This window comes from Microcoleus vaginatus FACHB-2002 (assembly GCF_040004035.1).
Lineage (GTDB): Bacteria > Cyanobacteriota > Cyanobacteriia > Cyanobacteriales > Microcoleaceae > Microcoleus > Microcoleus vaginatus_C.
This window is the reverse complement of the sequence record NZ_JAMPLN010000058.1, coordinates 1-19,361: the sequence shown is the minus strand read 5'-3', so window position 1 is coordinate 19,361 and position 19,361 is coordinate 1. Positions and strand designations below refer to the sequence as shown.

Below are 19,361 nucleotides of genomic sequence, written 5' to 3'. Positions count from 1 at the left end.
AAACGCAAATGAACGCCGATTTTGGAGGGTTCAGTCTGCAAATAGTGCGTCATAAATGTCATTTTCCGCACTCAGCCAATCTTGATAAGCTTGGGATACAAGCATCGGCTGAATAGGTTCTTTTCCACTTTTCAAGAAGAGGGCTAGGTTCAGAAGTGTTGCTAACTTATCCTCTGGAAGTTGCTCGATTATTGTTAGAAGCTTTTGGCGAATGTTCATAGGAGTAAAATCGCTCTTTGTTGGCTATTATAGCACAATAAACACAAGAAAGAAACCGGGTGAATTATATTCACCTGAATTGCAATCATTCACCATCCACCGAAACGCTATCATTTTGTGCAATTACAGGCAACAAATGCTCGTGCAACTTCATCGCCTGCAAACAACTATTAATCCCAGAAACTGCCCGATCGTACTCTTGAATCTTTTGCTCATTCTCAGCTTGCCGCCGCAGATTCCCAGCAATCTTTTCCTCCGCTTCCTGTGCCAAAGTTTGCTCCAAATAATCGCGGGCTTGACTGTATTTCTGCAAAATATCATCAGCTTGCTTTTGGGCCAGCGGCAACAAATGCTCTTTCAGGGTTTGGTTGACAGTTTGGCGGAAAGTTTGCCGAATAGTTCTCGATACTTTTGGCTCAAAATCCAGCCGCAATAATTGCCGAATTGCAGGTTGGGCGTCCACCATGTTTTCGCAGTCGAAACCTTGAGAGGTTTGCTGCAATGTTTCCCGGAATTGATAAATGGAAAATGTGCCTTCGTCGTAAAAACGGGGACTTTCTCGCACGTAGCGATCGCACTCAACGCCCGCCGCATTTACCAAAGCATCAGAAACCCGCTTTGATAACTCCTCTAACTGCTGTTCAATTCCCCCATCATTCCCCAACAACCGATAGAGTAATCGATAGTATTCCGACTTGCGAACGCTATCTTTCAAATACTGGAAATAATTATCAACCAGTGACTTAGTAGCCTCTACTAAAATATCTTCCAACTGATTCGCTAAATAATAAAGCGCTTCAACTAAAACCGCAATTAAAGGTGCTGTCGCATTGCGGGGATGATTCCGCAAAGTGCGTCCGTAAGCCGCCTCAACAGAAAATCCATCTAACAATTCATCCAAGCGGCGGATCATCCGAGATTGCAGTTGCCGAAAGTCTATATCGAAAATATCGCATCTGTTCATAATCATTTCATTGACTTCTTCGGCGATATGTTCCCGAAAATCCTGTCCGACTTGCTGCAACTCTTGATTTAGTCGCAAAAGTTCCTGTGCTTTCATCGCTTCAATTTCGCGGGGCTGGCTGTCCAAATTCCGCTGAATTGTTTGGTAATGTTTCCGCAGTTGAATGCACAAGTCTTCTAAGTCGTCAGCTAAATTTTTGAACAGTTGCGGGCGTTTTTCTTCGGTGAGGTAACGGGTGATGGCTGTGCGAAAATCTTCGATCCCGCTATCTTGAATTAATTGAGCAATTAATGGTTGTCCTTGCTCTGCCAGAATCCGCACGTAGTTTTCATTGGGTGTTTCGTAGCTGTTAACTGAAATGCGAAATTTGCTGGGAGACAGTTTGCCGGAATTCGCACAGTAGCGATTAAATTCACTAACAAATTGCGGAGTCTCTTCACTATTACCTAGCAATTCTGAATCTAATTTATCCTCTCCAGAAGCTCGCCCTTGACTGGTGGCAAAGATGGTATTTAAACCAAAGCGATCGCGCCCTGTTGTCCCTCGAATCAAACTCCCGTAAAATCCCAACAATCCGCTAGTTTTATAAACTCTCGCAGTATCCCGAAAGTCAGAATTAATCAGATTTTCTAACCGCTGCCGCAGTTGCGTGTTGTACCAAGTTTCGTCAATGCGGTTGAAAATGTAAAACAGTCGATCGCGAATTCCCGGATTTCCCCGTGTCTTTTCCATCAACTCGGTTTCTTCCGTCGTCATTTCCCCAGACGAAGCCGCTTTCAAAACGCAGACAACCGCCGAAGTATCGGGGCTTTCAATCTTATCATAAGTCAATTCTGCATCCCGTTGCACCGGTGCATCAATTCCCGGCGTATCGATTATAATATTGCCATCTTGCAGCAAGGGATGATAACAGTAATATTCAACTCGCTTGAGTACAGCACTGTTGCTACCGCGACGGGCATAACTAGCAGCTTCCTTGAGATTGGAAAAGTTAAACTGTTCCATCGAGTAGGTAGCGTTTTCGAGAGTTTGGATGCGATCGCGATTGGCCTCAAAACCTTCTAACAGCAGCATCAAAGCCTTAGCTTTTTTGGCTACCTCGGATTTATTTTCGCCGCCTTCCCTTTCAATAATTATGTTACATCCCTGAGACAACAGCGACACTACATCTGTTTGATTAATATTAATTTCAGTAGCTAAACCTAACTGATGGCAAAGCACAGAAGCTTGCTGGCTAATCTCAAACTCGCTCAAAAAAGTGAGAACAACGCGCTCTTTTTCCGGCTCAGCAAAGGCGATATAACATTCCGTACCTGTCGCGTGTCCTTCTGCACTGTAGAGCAATTCCCGCTCCAGCAAAGCATTAATTAGCATGGATTTTCCCGCACTGAAAGCGCCAGCAAACACAATTTCAAACTCAGGAGAAATTGCCTTTTTCAGAGAAGCTTGTACCGCCGTGATATCTTGTTGTCGCAAAGACGATTCCTGACGCAGCAGTTGCACTAAAGAATCAACTTGCTCTTGCAGATTTGTGCATTGAGGGGGCATTTGAGTCATGGCGGCAGACTGCTCCTGATTGTGGGAAAATTACCTTATTGTTAATTCTCTGCTAGTTCAGGAATAATCACAACAGTAGTTTTACTTATGCGATCTAGGATTGCTGAAAGTGCGATCGGCTATTCTGACGACAAATCCTATCGTTTACGGTTGTTTCGGAATTATTAAACCGCAGAGGCCGCAGAAGGCGCACAGAAAGAGAAGAGAGAGATGAATAATTGCTATACCCACGGATTTGATATCATCTATTTACAGCCAAGTGGCTAAATCTGATATGTCAGTAAAATTTAGCCAAGCATCTCCTAGTTTTTCGTACACCATTAGTAGTAAGGCGCGCATTATTGCGCCCCTACAAAATTAAACTGGCGCATTGCGTACTCTACATTAAACCGATAAATCCTGACGCGGTTTAAAAGACTCAACCTGCCGCAACTTTTCGTATAATTCCCGTTCTTCTTCACTAATTTCTTTGGGAATTAACACCTGAATTTCTACCAATTGATCGCCCCGATCGCCATTTCCTGTCGGATAGCCCTTGTTAGCCAGCCGCAACCGCTTTCCAGAGGTTACTCCCGGTGGCAATTTCATTTTCACCCTACCATCCAGCGTCGGTACTTCCACATCTCCACCCAACACCGCTTCGCTGGGAGTCAGTGGCAATTCGCAGCAAATATCCGACATTTCCAAGCGAAAAAATGGATGGGGAGAAACTGTGATTTTCAAATATAAATCTCCGCCGCCCATACCTTGATTTCGCAAGCGGATCCGCTGGCCTGATACCATAGCAGAAGGCAGATTTACCTCGATCGCTCGCCCATCTTCCAAACGAATTCGCTCAGTACCGCCCGAATAAGCCCTTTCCAAAGGCAGAGTTAGCCTGGCTTCAATGTCTCTTCTGGGTTCGCGATCGACTGTTTCCCGTCGAATTTCGCGATCGACTGCTTCCCGTCGAATTTCGCGATCATCCACATCCCTTCTGGTGTCGCGATCGACTATATCCCGTCGCATTTCGCGATCGACTATATCTCGTCGCATTTCGCGATCGACTATATCCCGTCGAATTTCGCGATCGTCCACATCCCTTCTATCGTCCCTAGAATTAGCAACATAACTCGTTTTCTTAGAAGCCGTACTCCACGGTTCATAGGAGGCTGCTCGCGGTGCATCATTCGCGGTCGCCATCCTCACTTCCCGGCGCCTTCCGAGCACTTGATCCAGAAATTTATTAAAATCCGAGTAATCGCTAAAATCGACATCTTCGGCAGGTTTTTTGCGGGTAGCTTTACCGTTTCCCCAAGTTTTGAAATTGGGAAGTCGCACCCCTTGCTTGCCTTGAAATCCCTTTTGTTTCCAGAATTTACTAAACTGATCGTATTGAGCCCGCTTGTCAAGATCGGAAAGAATATCGTAAGCTTCATTAATATCCTTAAACCTATCTTCAGCAGATTTATCCCCCGGATTTACGTCAGGGTGCAACTGTCTGGCTAGCCGTCGATAGGCTTTTTTTATCTCATCAGCCGTGGCATCTTTGGGCACTCCCAAAATTAGATAGTAATTGCGAAAATTCTGCATAGTTAGAGAAGGAAGAAGGAAGAAGGAAGAAGGAAGAAGGATGAGGGAAGAAGGAAGAAGGAAGAAGGATGAGGGAAGAAGGAAGAAGGAAGAAGGAAGAAGGATGAGGGAAGAAGGAAGAAGGAAGAAGGAAGAAGGAAGAAGGATGAGGGAAGAGGGAAGAAGGATGAGGGAAGAGGGAAGAAGGAAGAAGGATGAGGGAAGAGGGAAGAAGGATGAGGGAAGAGGGAAGAAGGAAGAAGGATGAGGGAAGAGGGAAGAAGGATGAGGTTTTATCCTTGTAGTTTGTTGATTGTACTGACAATTAATCGTGTGAGTTCATCTGCTTCTTTGATAACTGGTGAGATTTTTTCTGGTGCTGCTAACCCTACTCTTTCAGAAATCACTAGATGAGTATCCAGTTCTCTGAGCGAACCGAGAGCTATTCGCAAATATCGAATATACTCTTGTCTAGTAACACGCCCATATCCCTCCGCAATGTTAGCTGGTACTGATACAGATGCACGGCGAATTTGACTGGTAATACCATAAATTTCAGACGAATGAAAACATTTAGTTAATTCGTAGCAAAGTTGACAAAGATAAATACCCCGCTGCCAGATGTATTGTTCTCTATGGGTCATACAACATAATTTTCTCCTTACTTATCATAGTAATCTTTATCTAATTCAAAGAAGTCTAGTGTAGGAGAGGAGAAAGAAAGGAGCCCAGAAGAATTAGGAAAAGAGCCGTCACAAATTCTCTGCTGAAAATCCGCTATTTTCCTTCTTCCTTCTTCCCTCTTCCTTCTTCCTTCTTCCTTCAATTACAGCCAATCGTCGTCATCATCCCAATCGTCGCTTTGATTTTGATAAGGGCGAGTGGGGCGATTAGCACTGCTTCTGCGATCGTATGAACGATCGCCCATGCGATCGCCCATACGATCGCCCATGCGATCGCCCATACGATCGTTCATACGATCGTATGGGCGATCGGGAATTGGATCGACAGTCGATCGCCTGTACGGCTTAGCATTGGTATAATAGCTGCTGTCATCGCTGCGCCGCTTGGTACCGTCGCCCGTAAAAGTCCGCTTCACAGACTCAAAGAAATCGTCATCATCGTCATCCATCGCAAACGCGGAAACTTCCCGGCTCAAATCGTAAAGAGCATCCTGCAAATCCGAACCAACTTGATCAACTCCGCGCTCATCATTGCGTTCCAAACTGTCTCGCAATTCCCGAATTAAAGTTTCAATTCGCTGGCGGCTTCTTTGAGCAAACTGCATTCCGCGATCGAGCGCAACTTCTCGCAACTGCCGCTCAGCTTGATAAGCTAAAGCTTCAGCGCGATTGCGTTTTTCTACCCTTTCCCGCTGCAACTTATCAGCTTGAGCAAACTGTTCCGCATCGCGAATCATTTGATTCACTTCCTGCTGAGTCAGCGTGGAAGCACCTTGTACAGTAATGCTTTGTTCCCTGCCGGTAGTTTTGTCTAAAGCAGTCACCAACAGCATCCCGTTAGCATCAATATCAAAAGCTACTTGCACCTGCGGAATCCCTCGCGGTGCCGGCGGAATTCCCGTCAGTTTAAACCGTCCCAAAGACTTATTGTCTCTGCCTAATTCTCGTTCCCCTTGGATTACGTGAATTTCTACCACAGTTTGGTTGTTTTCAGCAGTCGAAAAAATGTCCGATCGCCTGACGGGAATAGTAGTATTGCGAGGAATCAATTTTTTCATCACCCCGCCGATAGTTTCCAAACCCAGCGACAGCGGCGTCACGTCCAACAACAGCACATCGCGGACATCCCCCCCCAAAATCCCCGCCTGAATTGCTGCTCCCACCGCCACAACTTCATCTGGATTCACATTTTGATTCGGCTCTTTATCAATCAAGTTGCGAACAACTTCCTGCACCAAAGGAATGCGAGTCGAACCGCCGACTAGCACAACTTCATCAATGCGAGAAGGACTCAAACTTGCATCGGCTAACGCTTGTTTGACCGGTCGCCGCAGCCGCTGCACCAAATCTGTGCACAGCCCCTCAAATTGACCGCGAGTTAGCCGCGTTTCCAGATGCAAAGGCCCGTCTTCATTCGCATCGATAAACGGCAAATTAATCTCGGTGACACCGACTCCCGACAGCTCAATCTTGGCTTTTTCGGCCGCTTCGATCAAGCGCTGCAAAGCTTGGCGGTTGCGACGCAAATCAATTCCTTCTTTTTCTAAGAATTGTTCTGCCAACCAATCCACAATTTTGGAGTCAAAATCATTGCCACCTAATTGAGTGTCGCCGCTAGTTGCTTTGACTTCAAATACTCCGTCTCCCACGTCTAAGATAGACACATCAAAAGTACCGCCGCCCAAATCAAACACTAAAATAGTTTGACTTTCTCGCCTCTCCAAACCGTAAGCCAAAGAAGCCGCCGTCGGCTCATTTAAAATCCGTTTGACATCAAGTCCGGCAATTCGTCCCGCATCGCGCGTCGCCTGTCGCTGCGAGTCGTTGAAATAAGCGGGAACAGTAATTACAGCCCCCGTCACCTCTTGTCCCAGATAGCGGCTGGCTTCATCAGCCAGTTTCCGCAAAACCATCGCCGAAATTTCCTCTGGGGCAAAATCTTTTTTCAGGCGGGGACACTTGATTTTGATGTTCCCGTTTTCGTCGCGGCGAGTTGTGTAAGGGACGCGCTTTGATTCTGGAGTCAGTTCGGTATATTTGCGTCCGATGTACCGCTTGACGGCGTAAAAGGTGTTTTGCGGGTTGAGAACAGTCTGGCGTCGGGCCATCTGTCCCACCAGGCGTTCTCCTTCCTTTGTGAAAGCGACTACCGAGGGAGTTGTCCGCATCCCTTCTGCATTGGCAATCACAACCGGTTTGCCGCCTTCCATGACGGCTACTACTGAGTTTGTTGTTCCGAGGTCAATGCCAACTACTTTACCCATGCGTCAGTTGTCTCCTGTGGCGTTGTGTGTAGCCTTTTCAATATAAGCGTTAAGTATGATTGCATTTATTGTACCGCGTCGAGAAGCGGGGGCTGCGGGGGGATTGCCTCACTTTGGTCAAGCGGCTGCGGTTGGCTGGGTGCGATCGCTCCCTGGTGGATTGGCGATCGCCTGCGAGGAGTAGGAGTGTCAACTTGGGAAAGCCGTGTATTTCCATCTTTTGAGAGCTAAAAAAAGTTAAGAATTGATTAACTACTGCCTTTTGCTAAACTAAAAATAGCTATAGCAAAACCATTTGATTTGTAAACAATCGATTCAAGGATCACAAGCGTTTCAGGTGGTTCTACATTCATGACTCAAATAGACTTGCTATAGCAGGATTGTTGAGCAAACAGGAACATAAAAATATGACTGTCAACTCTGTTCAAAATTCAGAAGCCTGTCAAGAACACTCGATAGTTGACGTGCAACAGACCAACTGCTGCATTGTGGGAGGTGGGCCTGCGGGTGCTGTTTTAGCATTACTTTTAGCGAGGCAAAACATTCCAGTCATGCTGCTAGAAGTACACAAAGATTTCGACCGAGAATTTCGCGGCGATACGCTGCATCCGTCAGTAATGGAAATTATGGAGCAATTGGGTTTAGCAGAAAAATTGCTGGAATTGCCCCATACAAAAATGCGCCAACTCACTATCCAAGCTGGTGGAAATACCGCCACACTCGTAGATTTAGCCTGTCTCAAAACCAAGTATCCTTACATCACTATCCTACCCCAAGTCAAGTTTCTCGAATTCATCACTGCCCAAGCGCAGCGCTACCCCAGTTTCCAGCTAGTAATGGGAGCTAATGTACAAGAAACGATTGTAGAAAATGGGGTTGTGTGCGGAATTCGATACCGGGGACGAGGGGGATGGCATGAAGTGCGATCGACCCTCACTGTCGGTGCAGACGGTCGCTTTTCCCGCCTTCGCCAATTAGTAGGTTTTGAACCGATTAAAACTTCCCCGCCGATGGATGTCCTTTGGTTTCGTTTGCCGCGCCGTCCCCATGATGTCCAAGATTTCGGCGTGGGAGGTCGAGCTGTTGGAGGTCATTTATTAGCCATAATTGACCGCTTGGATTATTGGCAACTCGGTTACATTATTCTCAAAGGCAGCTATCAGAAATTGCGCGACTCAGGAATAGAAGCTTTGCAAAAAGCTGTTGCTGAATTAGCCCCAGAATTTGCAGATAGGGTCGAGCAACTGAAAGATTGGTCGCAAATTTCTTTTCTGTCGGTTGAATCCAGTCGCCTTCCCCGCTGGTATCGTCCCGGTTTGCTCTTAATTGGGGATGCCGCTCACGTCATGTCGCCCGTAGGTGGCGTGGGAATTAACTATGCTATTCAAGATGCTGTCGTCGCGGCTAATGTACTCAGCGACTCCCTGAAAAACGATCGCGTGCATCTGTGGGATTTGGCAGAAGTGCAGCGACAGCGGGAGTTGCCCACACGCATCATTCAAGCATTTCAGTCGTTTGTACAGGAGCGAATTATTAAAGGCGCATTAGATACAAATCGACCGTTTACACCGCCACTTTTGTTGCAGTTACCAATTTTGCGAAATATTCCAGCGCGATTAATTGGTTTTGGATTAACTCGGGTTCGCGTGCGAAATCAATGATATACACCAATCCTAAATATAGAGGTAGAATGACGAACGGGTGGTCAGAAACCGGGTTTTTTGACGAAAATCTTTCGCACTCACCCACATATTCGGTAAAAAACCCGGTTTCTTTGGCATAGATGAGTAATTCCTGACAAGATTGAATTTCAGTACAAACTTAATGAGGCCAGAGTTATGCAAAGTATTAAAGTACGATCGCGCGTTGGTTCGGACGGGATGTTGCATTTGCAAGTCCCCGTTGGGATTACAGATACAGATTTGGAAGTTATTGTAGTTTTCCAGCGCATATCACCCGCAACTGAGGCTAAAACACCGGAAGATTTAGGCTGGTCGCCCTGTTTTTTTGAGAGAACTTTTGGGTGCTTTCAGGATGAACCTTTAGTGCGGGGAGAACAAGGGGAATTTGAGGAACGGGAGGAATTGCTGTGATTTATTTGCTGGATAGCAATACCTGTATCGGTTACTTGAACGGTAGAGCAATTGGAGTTTTGCGAAGGTTACAGGCTCTACCTTCTGAGGCTGTGGCAGTGTGTTCTATTGTTAAAGCTGAACTGTTCTATGGAGCTAGGAGAAGCAACAATCCCGATCGCTCGATCGCCCAACAGCAAGATTTTTTTAATGGCTTTATATCTCTTCCCTTTGATGACCAGTCTGCCGTAATTTACGGTCAAATTCGCGCTCAACTAGCTGCATCTGGGACACCTATCGGCCCTAATGACCTCTTGATTGCCTCTATTGCTCTTGCCAACAACCTAATTCTTGTAACTCACAATACCCGCGAGTTCAGCCGTGTTGAGGGTTTGCGTCTGGAGGATTGGGAGATAGAGGTCTGAGTTAGATGTATCGAGTGTGCATCTACTCAAAATCAAAACTTCTTTCAAAACAAAACAATGCTTGCGACCCAAATAACATTATGAAATTCACCCTAGATATAGAAAACAACCCTACAGGCTGGCCAGACCACACTCAGCTACCCGAATCCGATGGCACTTTTGTGAAAAATTTCCAAGAACATCCCCAAAGCATTCTGTTAACGGATTCAATTACTCCTGTCTTCCAAAGCATTCATCCAGATGGTAACTATTGTATCGGTCAAGACAGCGGTATTTATTGGCGATTAACTGAGCCGCTAGAACGGGGTGCGGAAGCGCCAGACTGGTTTTATGTGCCTAATGTCCCGCCAACTATTGACGGTCAATTGCGCCGTTCTTATGTGATGTGGCAAGAGTTTGTATCGCCATTAATTGTTTTAGAGTTTGTATCGGGGAATGGCGCAGAAGAACGGGATAGAACGCCTTTGTTGCGATCGGGTCAACAGGAAACTAAGCCGGGGAAATTCTGGATTTATGAAAATGTCATCCATCCGGCATTTTACGGAATTTATGAAGTAACTAAGGCTAGCGTTGAAGTCTATCACCTGATCGAAAATAGGTATCCATTAGTTGCTGCAAACGATCGCGGTCATTATCCGATCGCACCGTTAGGAGTGGAATTGGGAATTTGGCAAGGAAGGTATCAAAATGTTGAGTTACCTTGGCTGCGCTGGTGGGATAGTGCAGGAAATTTGCTGTTATCGGGAGCAGAAAGAGCTCAACAAGAACAGCAAATAGCTGAACAAGAGTGGCAAAGAGCGGATCGCGAACAAGAAAGAGCTCAACAAGCAGAAGACCAATTAGAGCAATTGCGCGCTCAGTTGCGATCGGCTGGAATTGAACCGCAATTGTGAATTGTCTGCAAGGGCGATCGCCCCCATCCCCAGCGATCGCACCTAAAAACTTTACAATGGCGATCGGGAACATCGATCGCTTCTATTGAAGCTAAAATCGAACAACAACCCAAAATAAATCTATGGGACTCTTTGACAAGATTCGCGGCGAATTTGTCGATATCATCGAATGGTTGGACAATACCAGCGACACCATTGCCTATCGATTCGAGCGCCACCAAAACGAAATTAAACAAGGTGCTAAACTAACTGTACGACCCGGACAAAGAGCAGTCTTTGTCAGCGAAGGCCAAGTTGCCGATGTCTTCGATCCGGGAATGCACGAACTGTACACCCGCAACTTACCCATTCTCAGCACCTTAAAAGGTTGGCCCTACGGTTTCAACTCTCCCTTTAAAGCAGAAGTCTACTTTTTTAACACCAAAATATTTACAAACCTGAGATGGGGAACCTCTAACCCTGTAATTATCCGCGATCCAGAACTCGGCCCAGTGAGAATGCGGGCTTTTGGCACATACAACATTAAAGTTTCTCATCCAGAACAACTCTTAAAACAACTAATCAGCACTGACGGACTATTTCAAGTAGATGAAATCAGCGCTCAACTCCGCAATACAATAGTCAGTGCCTTTGCCAATTGGGTTGGTAATTCCCGCGTTCCCCTCCTAGACTTTGCCGCCGACTACACCCACATGGGCGAACAGGTGCGAGTTGCCATAGAGCCAAGTATCCAGCAGTTTGGGTTAGAGTTAACTCAGCTATTAATTGAAAATATCTCGATGCCGCCTGAAGTTGAAGAAGCACTCGACAAACGAGCCTCGATCGGACTTCTGGGAAATATGCAGCAATATACCCAATATCAAGCTGCTAACGCTATAGAAGCATCAGCAAATAACCCTAGCGGCGGCAATCAAGCATTAGAACTTGGCATGGGAATGGCACTAGGTCAGCAAATGACAAATATGATGCAGTCACCAGGATCGCAAACTCCGCCGCCACCTCCCCCGCCAACACAAACTCAGTGGTATATTGCCCAGAACGGTCAACGATTAGGCCCTTTTGAATTGCATCAACTTCTGCAAAATGGTTTGACACATCAGGTAATGGTGTGGCGTGCGGGTTTTGACGGCTGGAAGTTAGCATCGCAAGTGCCGGAATTAGCATCTTTGTTGGCGACAGTACCGCCGCCTCCCCCGCCAGCCGCAGCCTAAAATTTTGCATATTTAGTTAATTGGTAATTGGCAATTGGTATGCTTTCCCGATTACCAATTACCAATTACATCACCAATTAACCATTATGAATACTTCAGAACCTGCTGTTAAACGTTTTCCCTGTCCTAGCTGCGGGGCTTATTTAGAGTTCAACCCCCAAGCAGGAAAGCTCAAGTGTGCTTACTGCGGCTGGGAAGATGCAATTCCCCAAACGGCTGAAGATGTAAAGGAGAACTCTTACGAACAATATCTCCAAGTCGATCGCACGGCGCTGACAACTTTATCAACAACAGCCCTTGAAGTAAAATGCAATGATTGCGGAGCAAGTGTTACTTTTGAACCGCCAAAAGTAGCGGGTAAATGTCCATTTTGTGCTTCTCCAATTGTGACGCAACCTGCAAAGGCTAGCCCTAGCGTGCATCCAGAGGGAATTGTACCCTTTAAAGTTACTGATAAACAGGCCAGAGAAAGCATTCAGAAGTGGCTAAGCAACCGCTGGTTTGCTCCTTCTGCTTTGAAATCCCTAGCGCAACAAGAGCAAATTCAAGGGGTTTATTTGCCATTTTGGACTTACGACACTTATACGGTTAGTTACTATCAGGGTTCTCGCGGAGAACACTACTACGTAACTGAAACTTATACGGAAACAAACTCGCAGGGCGAAACAGAAACTAAAACTCGCCAAGTGCAACATACCAGGTGGTCGCCTGCTTCTGGCAGAGTCGATCGCTTTTTTGACGATATTCTGATTCCCGCTACAAGTTCGATCGATCGCCCGCGCCTAGATGCGTTAGAACCTTGGCATCTCAAGGAGTCGCTGCGCCCTTACAATTCATCTTATTTAGCTGGGTTTGAAGCGCAGCGATCGCAAGTCTCTCTCACTCAAGGATTTGAATCTGCTAAAAATGTCATGGCCGGTACTATTCACTTCGATGTTTGTAGAAATATTGGTGGCGACGAGCAGCGGGTTCACAGCATTTCTACTGATTACAATGCTATCACTTTTAAGCATATTTTGCTACCAGTGTGGCTGTGTGCCTATCGTTATCAAAACCAACGATATCAAGTAATGGTTAATGCACGCACCGCTGAAGTTCAAGGCGAACGTCCCTACAGTGTTTGGAAAATTACTGCTGCTGTGGTTAGCGGTGTCGTACTTGCGGGTGTTATGTACCTATTGTTTACTGGTAATTGGAGATATATCCGTGTTCCTGGTCTGCCTCAACCGCAACCTCAACCAACTTCCATACCTGTACCGAGCCAAAAATTACCGCCAGCGCCTACTCCCTCTACCGCACCTGTACCGAGCCGAAAATTACCGCCAGCGCCTGTTCCCTCTACCGCACCTGTACCGAACAAAAAATTACCGTCAGCGCCTGTTCCCTCTTCACTGTAGTAATTCTGGATGGAGCAGTCACCGGAGGCGGCGGAGGCATCGTCGTCGGTGTAGTAGTCGCGATCGAGGTCAATCGATTTTAGATTTTAGATTTTAGATTTTAGAGGCGACTCCACGGATAAATGCGGGGGCTTGAGGATTTTCGATTTTCGATTTTGGATTGATTCCACGGATAAATCCCGTGGCGGGTACCATCAATACATTCTTGGTCAGTAAAATTAACTCAATCATTATTTCCTCCGAATCTATAAATTTAAGGTAAATCTACCTTAAGGAGTACACAAGAGGGTTTTTACGTAGATTTTTTGAAATACCTAAATTAAATAGAACAAATTCTATTTAATTTAGGTGTTGCTTTAAGGAGAGATTATGGGTACAGTCGATTTAATTGTACTGAGGATTTTAATAAAAACAAATAATACTTTCAAAAATAATAGACAAAACCACGAATATCGAAATTTAAAAACACCTTTAAAAACTGCACTTTATAGCATATTAGACATGCTAAAATAGCTAAATATTGTAAATATACTTTATCACTAATTAAAATATTCAATTAGTACAAATAACAAATCTTTAATAACAGGATTGGAGAATAAATTGTATGAATCAAAATCAAATTAAATGGTTGGCGGCAGCTCTAATGCTAATAGACCACATCGGATTTATGCTTGAAGCAGAACCCATGCGTATCATCGGTCGCCTCAGTTTTCCGTTGTTTAGTTGGGTGTTTGCTCAAAACTGGAAACGACCGGGGGACAAAAATCCTCTAATTACTCGACTGATATTATTTGGGGTACTTTCTCAAATACCTCATATGTTACTTTTTGGCAATTTACAGTTAAACATCATGTTTAGCTTTGCCGTAGCAGCACTAACTTTGAGCTACATCCGACGCTGCGATCGCAAAATTGCAGTTTTAAGCACAGGTCTAGTAACTGCTCAAATTTTACGAGTGAGTTACGGCTGGTATGCAGTGGCTTGCCCGCTATTGATGATGAGGTGGAAAGGAGGAGGATCTCGCCTTTGGTGGTTCGGCTGGATTATAGCAAATATCGGATATGCAATTAGTTGCAACAGCTCGATTCAATTTTTCGCCATATTCACACCGCTAGTTCTGGCATATTACGATACCTCTAAAGACCAAAAACCAACGGCTTTAGAAAAAAGATTTTTTTATTATTTTTACCCACTACACCTTGGGGGGCTAGCGGCACTGCGAACAATTGTCTAAATAAGACTGGGGATTCTAATTAGTTCATTGTTGATTTTTTATTTAAACGAAGTACAACCGCCTCTCTGAGCGATCGCCCCCAGAAGAGCGCGATCGCTTTCTAAACTAGATTGCCAACATTCAACTGACCGAGGCGCTTCAAAATACTCAGCACGCTATACAAATCATTCCCCGGATTGAAAAGGTAAAACTTCCGAGAAAAAGCGTACTGTGCTTTTTCCCCCTTAACTAACTTGACAAATAGAAAATCTGCCCCATTCATTAACAATCCGTAAGTAGGTCGATCGGCACTCACATTAGCTAACATATAAGCCAGTAACTGCGGAATCCCTACCTCCAAAGAAAACGCCGCTTGCTTGGACTCGATAACTATTACCCAAAACTCCTTAAACAAAGCCACAACATCCAACTGTCCCCTCACAATCACTCCCTCGTCTTCCTCAACAATTTCTACAGATTTTTCTGAAGTAACATGAAAAGGAGAAAGATAAAAATCAGCTAAATCCAAAAGCGGAGACAGCACCACCATTTTGACTGTATTTTCTAGAAGTGGGGGATATTCTAGCAAATTCCTGTAACTTGCTTTAACTCTGTCTAGTCGCTGTTTCTCAGCTTCCGAGATTTCTGGCAAATTATCTTGCCACTCGCGAAAGAATTGGTCATCTTCCACTAACTCAATTTCAAATTTTGTTCTCAAATCGTACATCGTGACATTTCGAGCTTGAATTGTTTGTACCATAGTTTTACACTAAGTTTGGAGTCTATATAAATTGTGCATTAAGGTGGCGAGTGCCACCTTACAAATCGATTATTTACCTAATTTAGGCCTCTACTATATCTTAATTTCCAATGCAGCAACTCTTTTTTCAAGTTCTAGTATCCTTTGAATCATTGGTAAATCTTCTACAGAATCTAGATGCTTAGCTAGAGCGCTAACTATGACATCAGTTTGAGATATGCCCGTTTGCTGAACATATCTTTTGAGCTTGCTAAAAAGAGTACGGGGAACTCTCACAGCTATTTGAGATTTCTTACTCGGAGATAGCCCCTTGTGTTTAGGTTCTACACTTAATGGTTCCACTGCTTCAGTAGGATGATTTGCCGTGGCCGGGTCATCTACTCTGTAAAGTTCATAGTCATTTTCACGAAGTGTGAAAATCCGCCTGTGAAAATACTTGCGATTTCCTTCAACACACAGAGGAGGAGCATTGTCTTCTAATTCTGCGTATCCCACTAAGATTTGACCTTTCTGAAGCTCTGAAAGCAGTTTTTTAGAGATCCCTTTTTTGCTAAAAAACCCTACTTCTATCTCTCGGACCCAAGGCATTTTACTGATATCTTCAAGCCAGACAATTTTAGCTTCGTGTAGTAAAGTCTCGTCTCTGACAAAATCGCCCATAATTCTTACCTCTATGTCGATGATAATCAGATTAACACGCATGGCGTTATATGGCAACTGCATGGCAAAAAAATCTCAAAGATAACCGAGAGCCTTCGTACTTTTCACTCCTGCACCTTTGCCCTTTCCCAAAAACCCAAAAAATGTAACGAGTTGTAAAGTATAATTAAACCGAAGCGAACACAGAGGCCAAGTAGTATCAAATGCGAGTTGCGATCGCCGGAGCAGGCTTAGCAGGACTTTCCTGCGCTAAATATCTTACCGACGCGGGCCACACCCCCATCCTCCTAGAAAGTCGGGACGTACTCGGCGGCAAAGTCGCCGCCTGGAAAGATGCAGACGGCGACTGGTATGAAACCGGCCTGCACATCTTCTTCGGCGCATACCCGAATATGCTCCAACTCTTCAAAGAACTTGACATTGAAGACCGGCTGCAATGGAAAGAGCACTCGATGATTTTCAATCAGCCGGAAACCCCCGGAACCTATTCCCGCTTTGACTTTCCCGACCTTCCGGCTCCCTTCAACGGCGTCGCAGCCATCTTGAGTAACAACGATATGCTCACCTGGCCCGAAAAAATCCGCTTCGGTATAGGTTTGATTCCGGCGATGCTTCAGGGTCAAAACTATGTCGAAGAAATGGACAAATACTCGTTTTCCGACTGGCTCAAAAAGCAAAACATCCCCCCCAGAGTCGAAAAAGAAGTATTCATCGCCATGTCCAAGGCGCTCAACTTCATCGACCCCCACGAAATCTCTGCAACCATACTGCTGACAGCCCTCAACCGCTTCTTGCAAGAGAAAAACGGCTCGAAAATGGCCTTTTTAGACGGTTCCCCCACAGAGAGGTTGTGTCAGCCAATGGTAGACTACATAACTGAGCGCGGCGGTGAAGTACGGCTGAATGCACCCATCAAAGAGTTTTTGCTCAACGATGACAACACGGTGCGCGGCTTCCACATTCGGGGAGTAAAAGGGGCAGAGTCAGAAATTCTGACGGCCGATATTTACGTTTCCGCGATGCCGGTTGACCCGCTGAAGTTGATGATGCCGAAACCTTGGGGCGAAATGGATTATTTCAAACAGCTCGAAGGCTTGGAGGGAGTACCCGTCATTAATGTACACTTGTGGTTCGATCGCAAATTAACTGATATCGATCACTTGCTGTTCTCGCGATCGCCCCTGCTAAGCGTCTACGCCGACATGAGCAACACCTGCCGCGAATATGCCAACCCAGACAAATCCATGCTGGAACTGGTTTTAGCACCGGCCAAAGACTGGATAGGCAAATCTGACGAAGATATCGTCGCAGCCACAATGGTCGAGTTAGAAAAACTCTTTCCCGATCAAATCCCAGAACCAGCCAAACTGCTCAAATATCACGTAGTCAAAACCCCTCGTTCCGTCTACAAAGCCACTCCCGGACGCCAGCAGTGCCGTCCCACACAAACAACTCCCATTAGCAATTTCTATCTAACGGGGGATTATACGATGCAGCGTTATCTTGCGAGTATGGAAGGTGCCGTGCTTTCTGGTAAGCTGACAGCGCAGGCTATTTCAACGGCCAATAACCAATGAAAAATTAAGAATTTTTCATAAAGACGTAAAAAACTCCCGTTTTCTAAACGGGGGAAAATCAGTTCTAATCTTTAAATTTCTTATTCTCGGATGCTGCAACTGTCAAAACTCCAGTGCATGAGAACTCTGGCTTCTGTGGATGACTCCTACGAACTGTGCCGCCAAGTCACCGCGAGTTATGCCAAAAATTTTTATTTAGGCACTCAACTCATGCCCGAAGCCAAGCGTCGGGCGATTTGGGCGATTTACGTCTGGTGCCGCCGCACCGACGAACTCGTAGACGGGCCGGGTTCTGATGCAACGACCCCTGAAACCCTCAATCTGTGGGAAAAACGCCTAGAATCTGTGTTTGCCGGCCATCCTCACGACGACTACGACGTAGCTTTGGTGGATACGCTGTCTCGTTTCCCGATCGACATTCAGCCGTTTCGAGAGATGATTGCGGGCCAGCAAATGGACTTGTACCGTAGCCGCTACGAAACTTTTGAAGAGCTCAATCTTTACTGTTATCGAGTAGCGGGTACTGTAGGGCTGATGTCGATGTCTGTCATGGGTGTAGGCGAATCGAGCTCCGCTGCTAACTGGAATTGGCACTGGGGTAATAAAATTCCCAAAGAAGAAGCCATCTCCCTTGGTATTGCCAAGCAGTTGACTAATATTCTGCGCGATGTCGGAGAAGACGCCCGCCGCGGCCGCATTTACCTTCCCTTAGAAGACTTAGCCTTGTTTAACTACACCGAAGAAGATTTATTCAACGGTGTAATTGACAACCGCTGGCGGGAATTGATGCGGTTTCAAATTCAGCGAGCTCGCAAATTATACGCCAGCGCGGAACCGGGAATTAAAGTTCTCAGTCCCGATATCCGCTGGACTGTTTGGGCGGCTACAATGCTGTACAGCAGAATCTTAAATGCGATCGAACGCAATCAATACGATGTTTTCCAGAAGCGCGCTTATGTTCGCAATTCTCAGAAACTGCTGTGTCTCCCCGCCGCCTGGCTGAAGTCAAAAGTGCTTTAGCTGCAGGCAATTTTGCTGGCGATTCGGCAACGGATAAGGGGTATTTGTCAAGTTACAAATTATATGATGTCCAGCAAATTGCATATTAGGTTTGTGGGGATGCGGTAGTGGCGTGTCCCTACGTTTGGTGTGTTAATTTCAGTCAAATTAGAAGTCAAATTAGTGGAGTAGCGGGCGGAATGTGCAACTGGGCGATCGAACTTTCCAACAATTGCTTTTCCTGCTGGAGTTTTGCTTCTAAATTTTGAATTTGTTCTCGGCGGGCTTCAACTTCAATCAAACGGCGAGACAATTCTTGACTCTGCAAAGTGAGAGATTGCCTCCAATCTTCTGCTTTCTGGGCTTCTTGTTGCAAAAAATCGGGAGTAAAGCCTGTTGTTAAATATTTCTCTACTAAGTGTAGCACCCAGTTTGTCGCTGCTTGAATATCCAAAACCTGGCTATTTTCGTCAACATTTGCTAATACTAAAATCCCTTCATTTAAAACATTAGTTACAGAGTAAATTGGATTTTGAGCAAAATCTTTCGGTAATGTCAAGAAACTTTCTTCACTAAGAATAGCCCAAGTATTATCAGAATTTTGGCAAGCCAGCAATTGCAGACCGAGGTCGCCTAAAACTTGCTTCTTTTGTACTTGGGCTAAATATAGCATAAGGGTTATTAGTTATTAGTTATTAGTTATTCGTAACTGGTAACTGGTAAGTGGTAAAAACAGCTATCCGTGTATCCGTGCATTCCGTGTCGTGTTGTTGATTATTGGTAATTGTATGATTTACGATCTCGTAGATACTGTCTTGAACTGTCAAGGGGTCGCGAGTAAATAATTTGGGTCGAAAGGCTTTTGGGATTTTAAAATCCCAAAAGCCAAATGCACCAGTTTCCTCATCAGCGCACC

The 19,361-nt window shown here is 45.4% G+C and carries 20 protein-coding genes; 11 read left to right on the top strand and 9 right to left on the bottom strand.

Going from position 1 to position 19,361, the window contains the following annotated elements; translation table 11 throughout:
* Window positions 1–30: 30 nt before the first annotated feature.
* The 3 genes from NDI35_RS28070 to NDI35_RS28060 all read right to left on the bottom strand — a co-directional run bounded on the left by NDI35_RS28070 (window position 31) and on the right by NDI35_RS28060 (window position 4,312).
* Window positions 31–219, bottom strand: coding sequence for a hypothetical protein (locus tag NDI35_RS28070; protein WP_445315571.1), 189 nt, complete (start codon window positions 217–219; stop codon window positions 31–33).
* 85 nt (window positions 220–304) lie between these two features.
* A complete protein-coding gene (locus NDI35_RS28065) occupies window positions 305–2,740 on the bottom strand; it encodes a dynamin family protein (RefSeq protein WP_445315570.1) in 2,436 nt (811 codons plus the stop codon).
* Window positions 2,741–3,124: 384 nt separating this feature from the next.
* Complete coding sequence (locus tag NDI35_RS28060) at window positions 3,125–4,312, bottom strand: DnaJ C-terminal domain-containing protein (protein WP_445315569.1); 1,188 nt, start codon at window positions 4,310–4,312, stop codon at window positions 3,125–3,127.
* Between NDI35_RS28060 and NDI35_RS28055 the strand changes: the two genes are divergently transcribed.
* The gene (locus NDI35_RS28055) at window positions 4,296–4,559 is read left to right on the top strand and encodes a hypothetical protein (RefSeq protein WP_445315568.1); all 264 of its coding nucleotides are present in this window, start codon (window positions 4,296–4,298) and stop codon (window positions 4,557–4,559) included. The genes NDI35_RS28060 and NDI35_RS28055 overlap by 17 nt on opposite strands.
* A 25-nt stretch (window positions 4,560–4,584) precedes the next feature.
* On the opposite strand, the gene NDI35_RS28050 is transcribed toward NDI35_RS28055, so the two are convergent.
* Both NDI35_RS28050 and dnaK read right to left on the bottom strand, forming a co-directional pair.
* Window positions 4,585–4,935 (bottom strand): four helix bundle protein, encoded by a 351-nt coding sequence (locus tag NDI35_RS28050; RefSeq protein ID WP_190745888.1) that lies wholly within the window; start codon window positions 4,933–4,935, stop codon window positions 4,585–4,587.
* 182 nt (window positions 4,936–5,117) lie between these two features.
* Window positions 5,118–7,238, bottom strand: a complete 2,121-nt coding sequence (gene dnaK / locus NDI35_RS28045; protein ID WP_445315567.1) for a molecular chaperone DnaK — start codon at window positions 7,236–7,238, stop codon at window positions 5,118–5,120.
* A gap of 55 nt (window positions 7,239–7,293) precedes the next feature.
* Here dnaK and NDI35_RS28040 point away from each other — a divergent pair, with 55 nt between their 5' ends.
* The 8 genes from NDI35_RS28040 to NDI35_RS28005 all read left to right on the top strand — a co-directional run bounded on the left by NDI35_RS28040 (window position 7,294) and on the right by NDI35_RS28005 (window position 14,470).
* The gene (locus NDI35_RS28040) at window positions 7,294–7,422 is read left to right on the top strand and encodes a hypothetical protein (protein WP_445315566.1); all 129 of its coding nucleotides are present in this window, start codon (window positions 7,294–7,296) and stop codon (window positions 7,420–7,422) included.
* 223 nt (window positions 7,423–7,645) lie between these two features.
* A complete protein-coding gene (locus NDI35_RS28035; protein WP_445315565.1) occupies window positions 7,646–8,899 on the top strand; it encodes an FAD-dependent oxidoreductase in 1,254 nt (417 codons plus the stop codon).
* 177 nt (window positions 8,900–9,076) lie between these two features.
* Entirely contained in the window at window positions 9,077–9,331 is a 255-nt protein-coding gene (locus NDI35_RS28030; protein ID WP_445315564.1) for a hypothetical protein, read from the top strand.
* Window positions 9,328–9,735: a type II toxin-antitoxin system tRNA(fMet)-specific endonuclease VapC gene (gene vapC / locus NDI35_RS28025; RefSeq protein WP_445315563.1), complete on the top strand. Its 408-nt coding sequence runs from the start codon at window positions 9,328–9,330 to the stop codon at window positions 9,733–9,735. The genes NDI35_RS28030 and vapC overlap by 4 nt, the downstream gene beginning before the upstream one ends.
* 80 nt (window positions 9,736–9,815) lie before the next feature.
* Entirely contained in the window at window positions 9,816–10,628 is an 813-nt protein-coding gene (locus NDI35_RS28020; protein ID WP_445315562.1) for a Uma2 family endonuclease, read from the top strand.
* A gap of 122 nt (window positions 10,629–10,750) precedes the next feature.
* Window positions 10,751–11,839, top strand: a complete 1,089-nt coding sequence (locus NDI35_RS28015) for an SPFH domain-containing protein (protein ID WP_445315561.1) — start codon at window positions 10,751–10,753, stop codon at window positions 11,837–11,839.
* A gap of 86 nt (window positions 11,840–11,925) precedes the next feature.
* Window positions 11,926–13,236: a TFIIB-type zinc ribbon-containing protein gene (locus NDI35_RS28010; RefSeq protein ID WP_445315560.1), complete on the top strand. Its 1,311-nt coding sequence runs from the start codon at window positions 11,926–11,928 to the stop codon at window positions 13,234–13,236.
* 604 nt (window positions 13,237–13,840) lie between these two features.
* Entirely contained in the window at window positions 13,841–14,470 is a 630-nt protein-coding gene (locus NDI35_RS28005) for a TraX family protein (RefSeq protein WP_445315559.1), read from the top strand.
* Between the two features lie 100 nt (window positions 14,471–14,570).
* Here the strand turns inward: NDI35_RS28005 and NDI35_RS28000 are convergent, their stop codons facing one another.
* Together NDI35_RS28000 and NDI35_RS27995 are read right to left on the bottom strand one after the other, a co-directional pair.
* On the bottom strand, window positions 14,571–15,209 hold the full coding sequence (locus NDI35_RS28000) for a restriction endonuclease subunit R (protein WP_445315558.1): 639 nt from the start codon (window positions 15,207–15,209) through the stop codon (window positions 14,571–14,573).
* A gap of 93 nt (window positions 15,210–15,302) precedes the next feature.
* Window positions 15,303–15,932: a DUF6009 family protein gene (locus NDI35_RS27995; protein ID WP_445315557.1), complete on the bottom strand. Its 630-nt coding sequence runs from the start codon at window positions 15,930–15,932 to the stop codon at window positions 15,303–15,305.
* 140 nt (window positions 15,933–16,072) lie between these two features.
* On the opposite strand from NDI35_RS27995, the gene pds reads away from it, so the two are divergent.
* Complete coding sequence (pds, locus tag NDI35_RS27990; protein WP_333452575.1) at window positions 16,073–17,446, top strand: 15-cis-phytoene desaturase; 1,374 nt, start codon at window positions 16,073–16,075, stop codon at window positions 17,444–17,446.
* 90 nt (window positions 17,447–17,536) lie between these two features.
* A complete protein-coding gene (crtB, locus tag NDI35_RS27985; protein WP_445315556.1) occupies window positions 17,537–18,466 on the top strand; it encodes a 15-cis-phytoene synthase CrtB in 930 nt (309 codons plus the stop codon).
* A 154-nt stretch (window positions 18,467–18,620) separates the two neighbouring features.
* Here the strand turns inward: crtB and NDI35_RS27980 are convergent, their stop codons facing one another.
* Together NDI35_RS27980 and NDI35_RS27975 are read right to left on the bottom strand one after the other, a co-directional pair.
* Window positions 18,621–19,118, bottom strand: coding sequence for an HmpF-related protein (locus NDI35_RS27980; protein ID WP_445315555.1), 498 nt, complete (start codon window positions 19,116–19,118; stop codon window positions 18,621–18,623).
* Window positions 19,119–19,140: 22 nt separating this feature from the next.
* Window positions 19,141–19,361 (bottom strand): hypothetical protein (locus NDI35_RS27975; protein WP_445315554.1); only part of this gene is annotated, 221 nt, incomplete at its 5' end.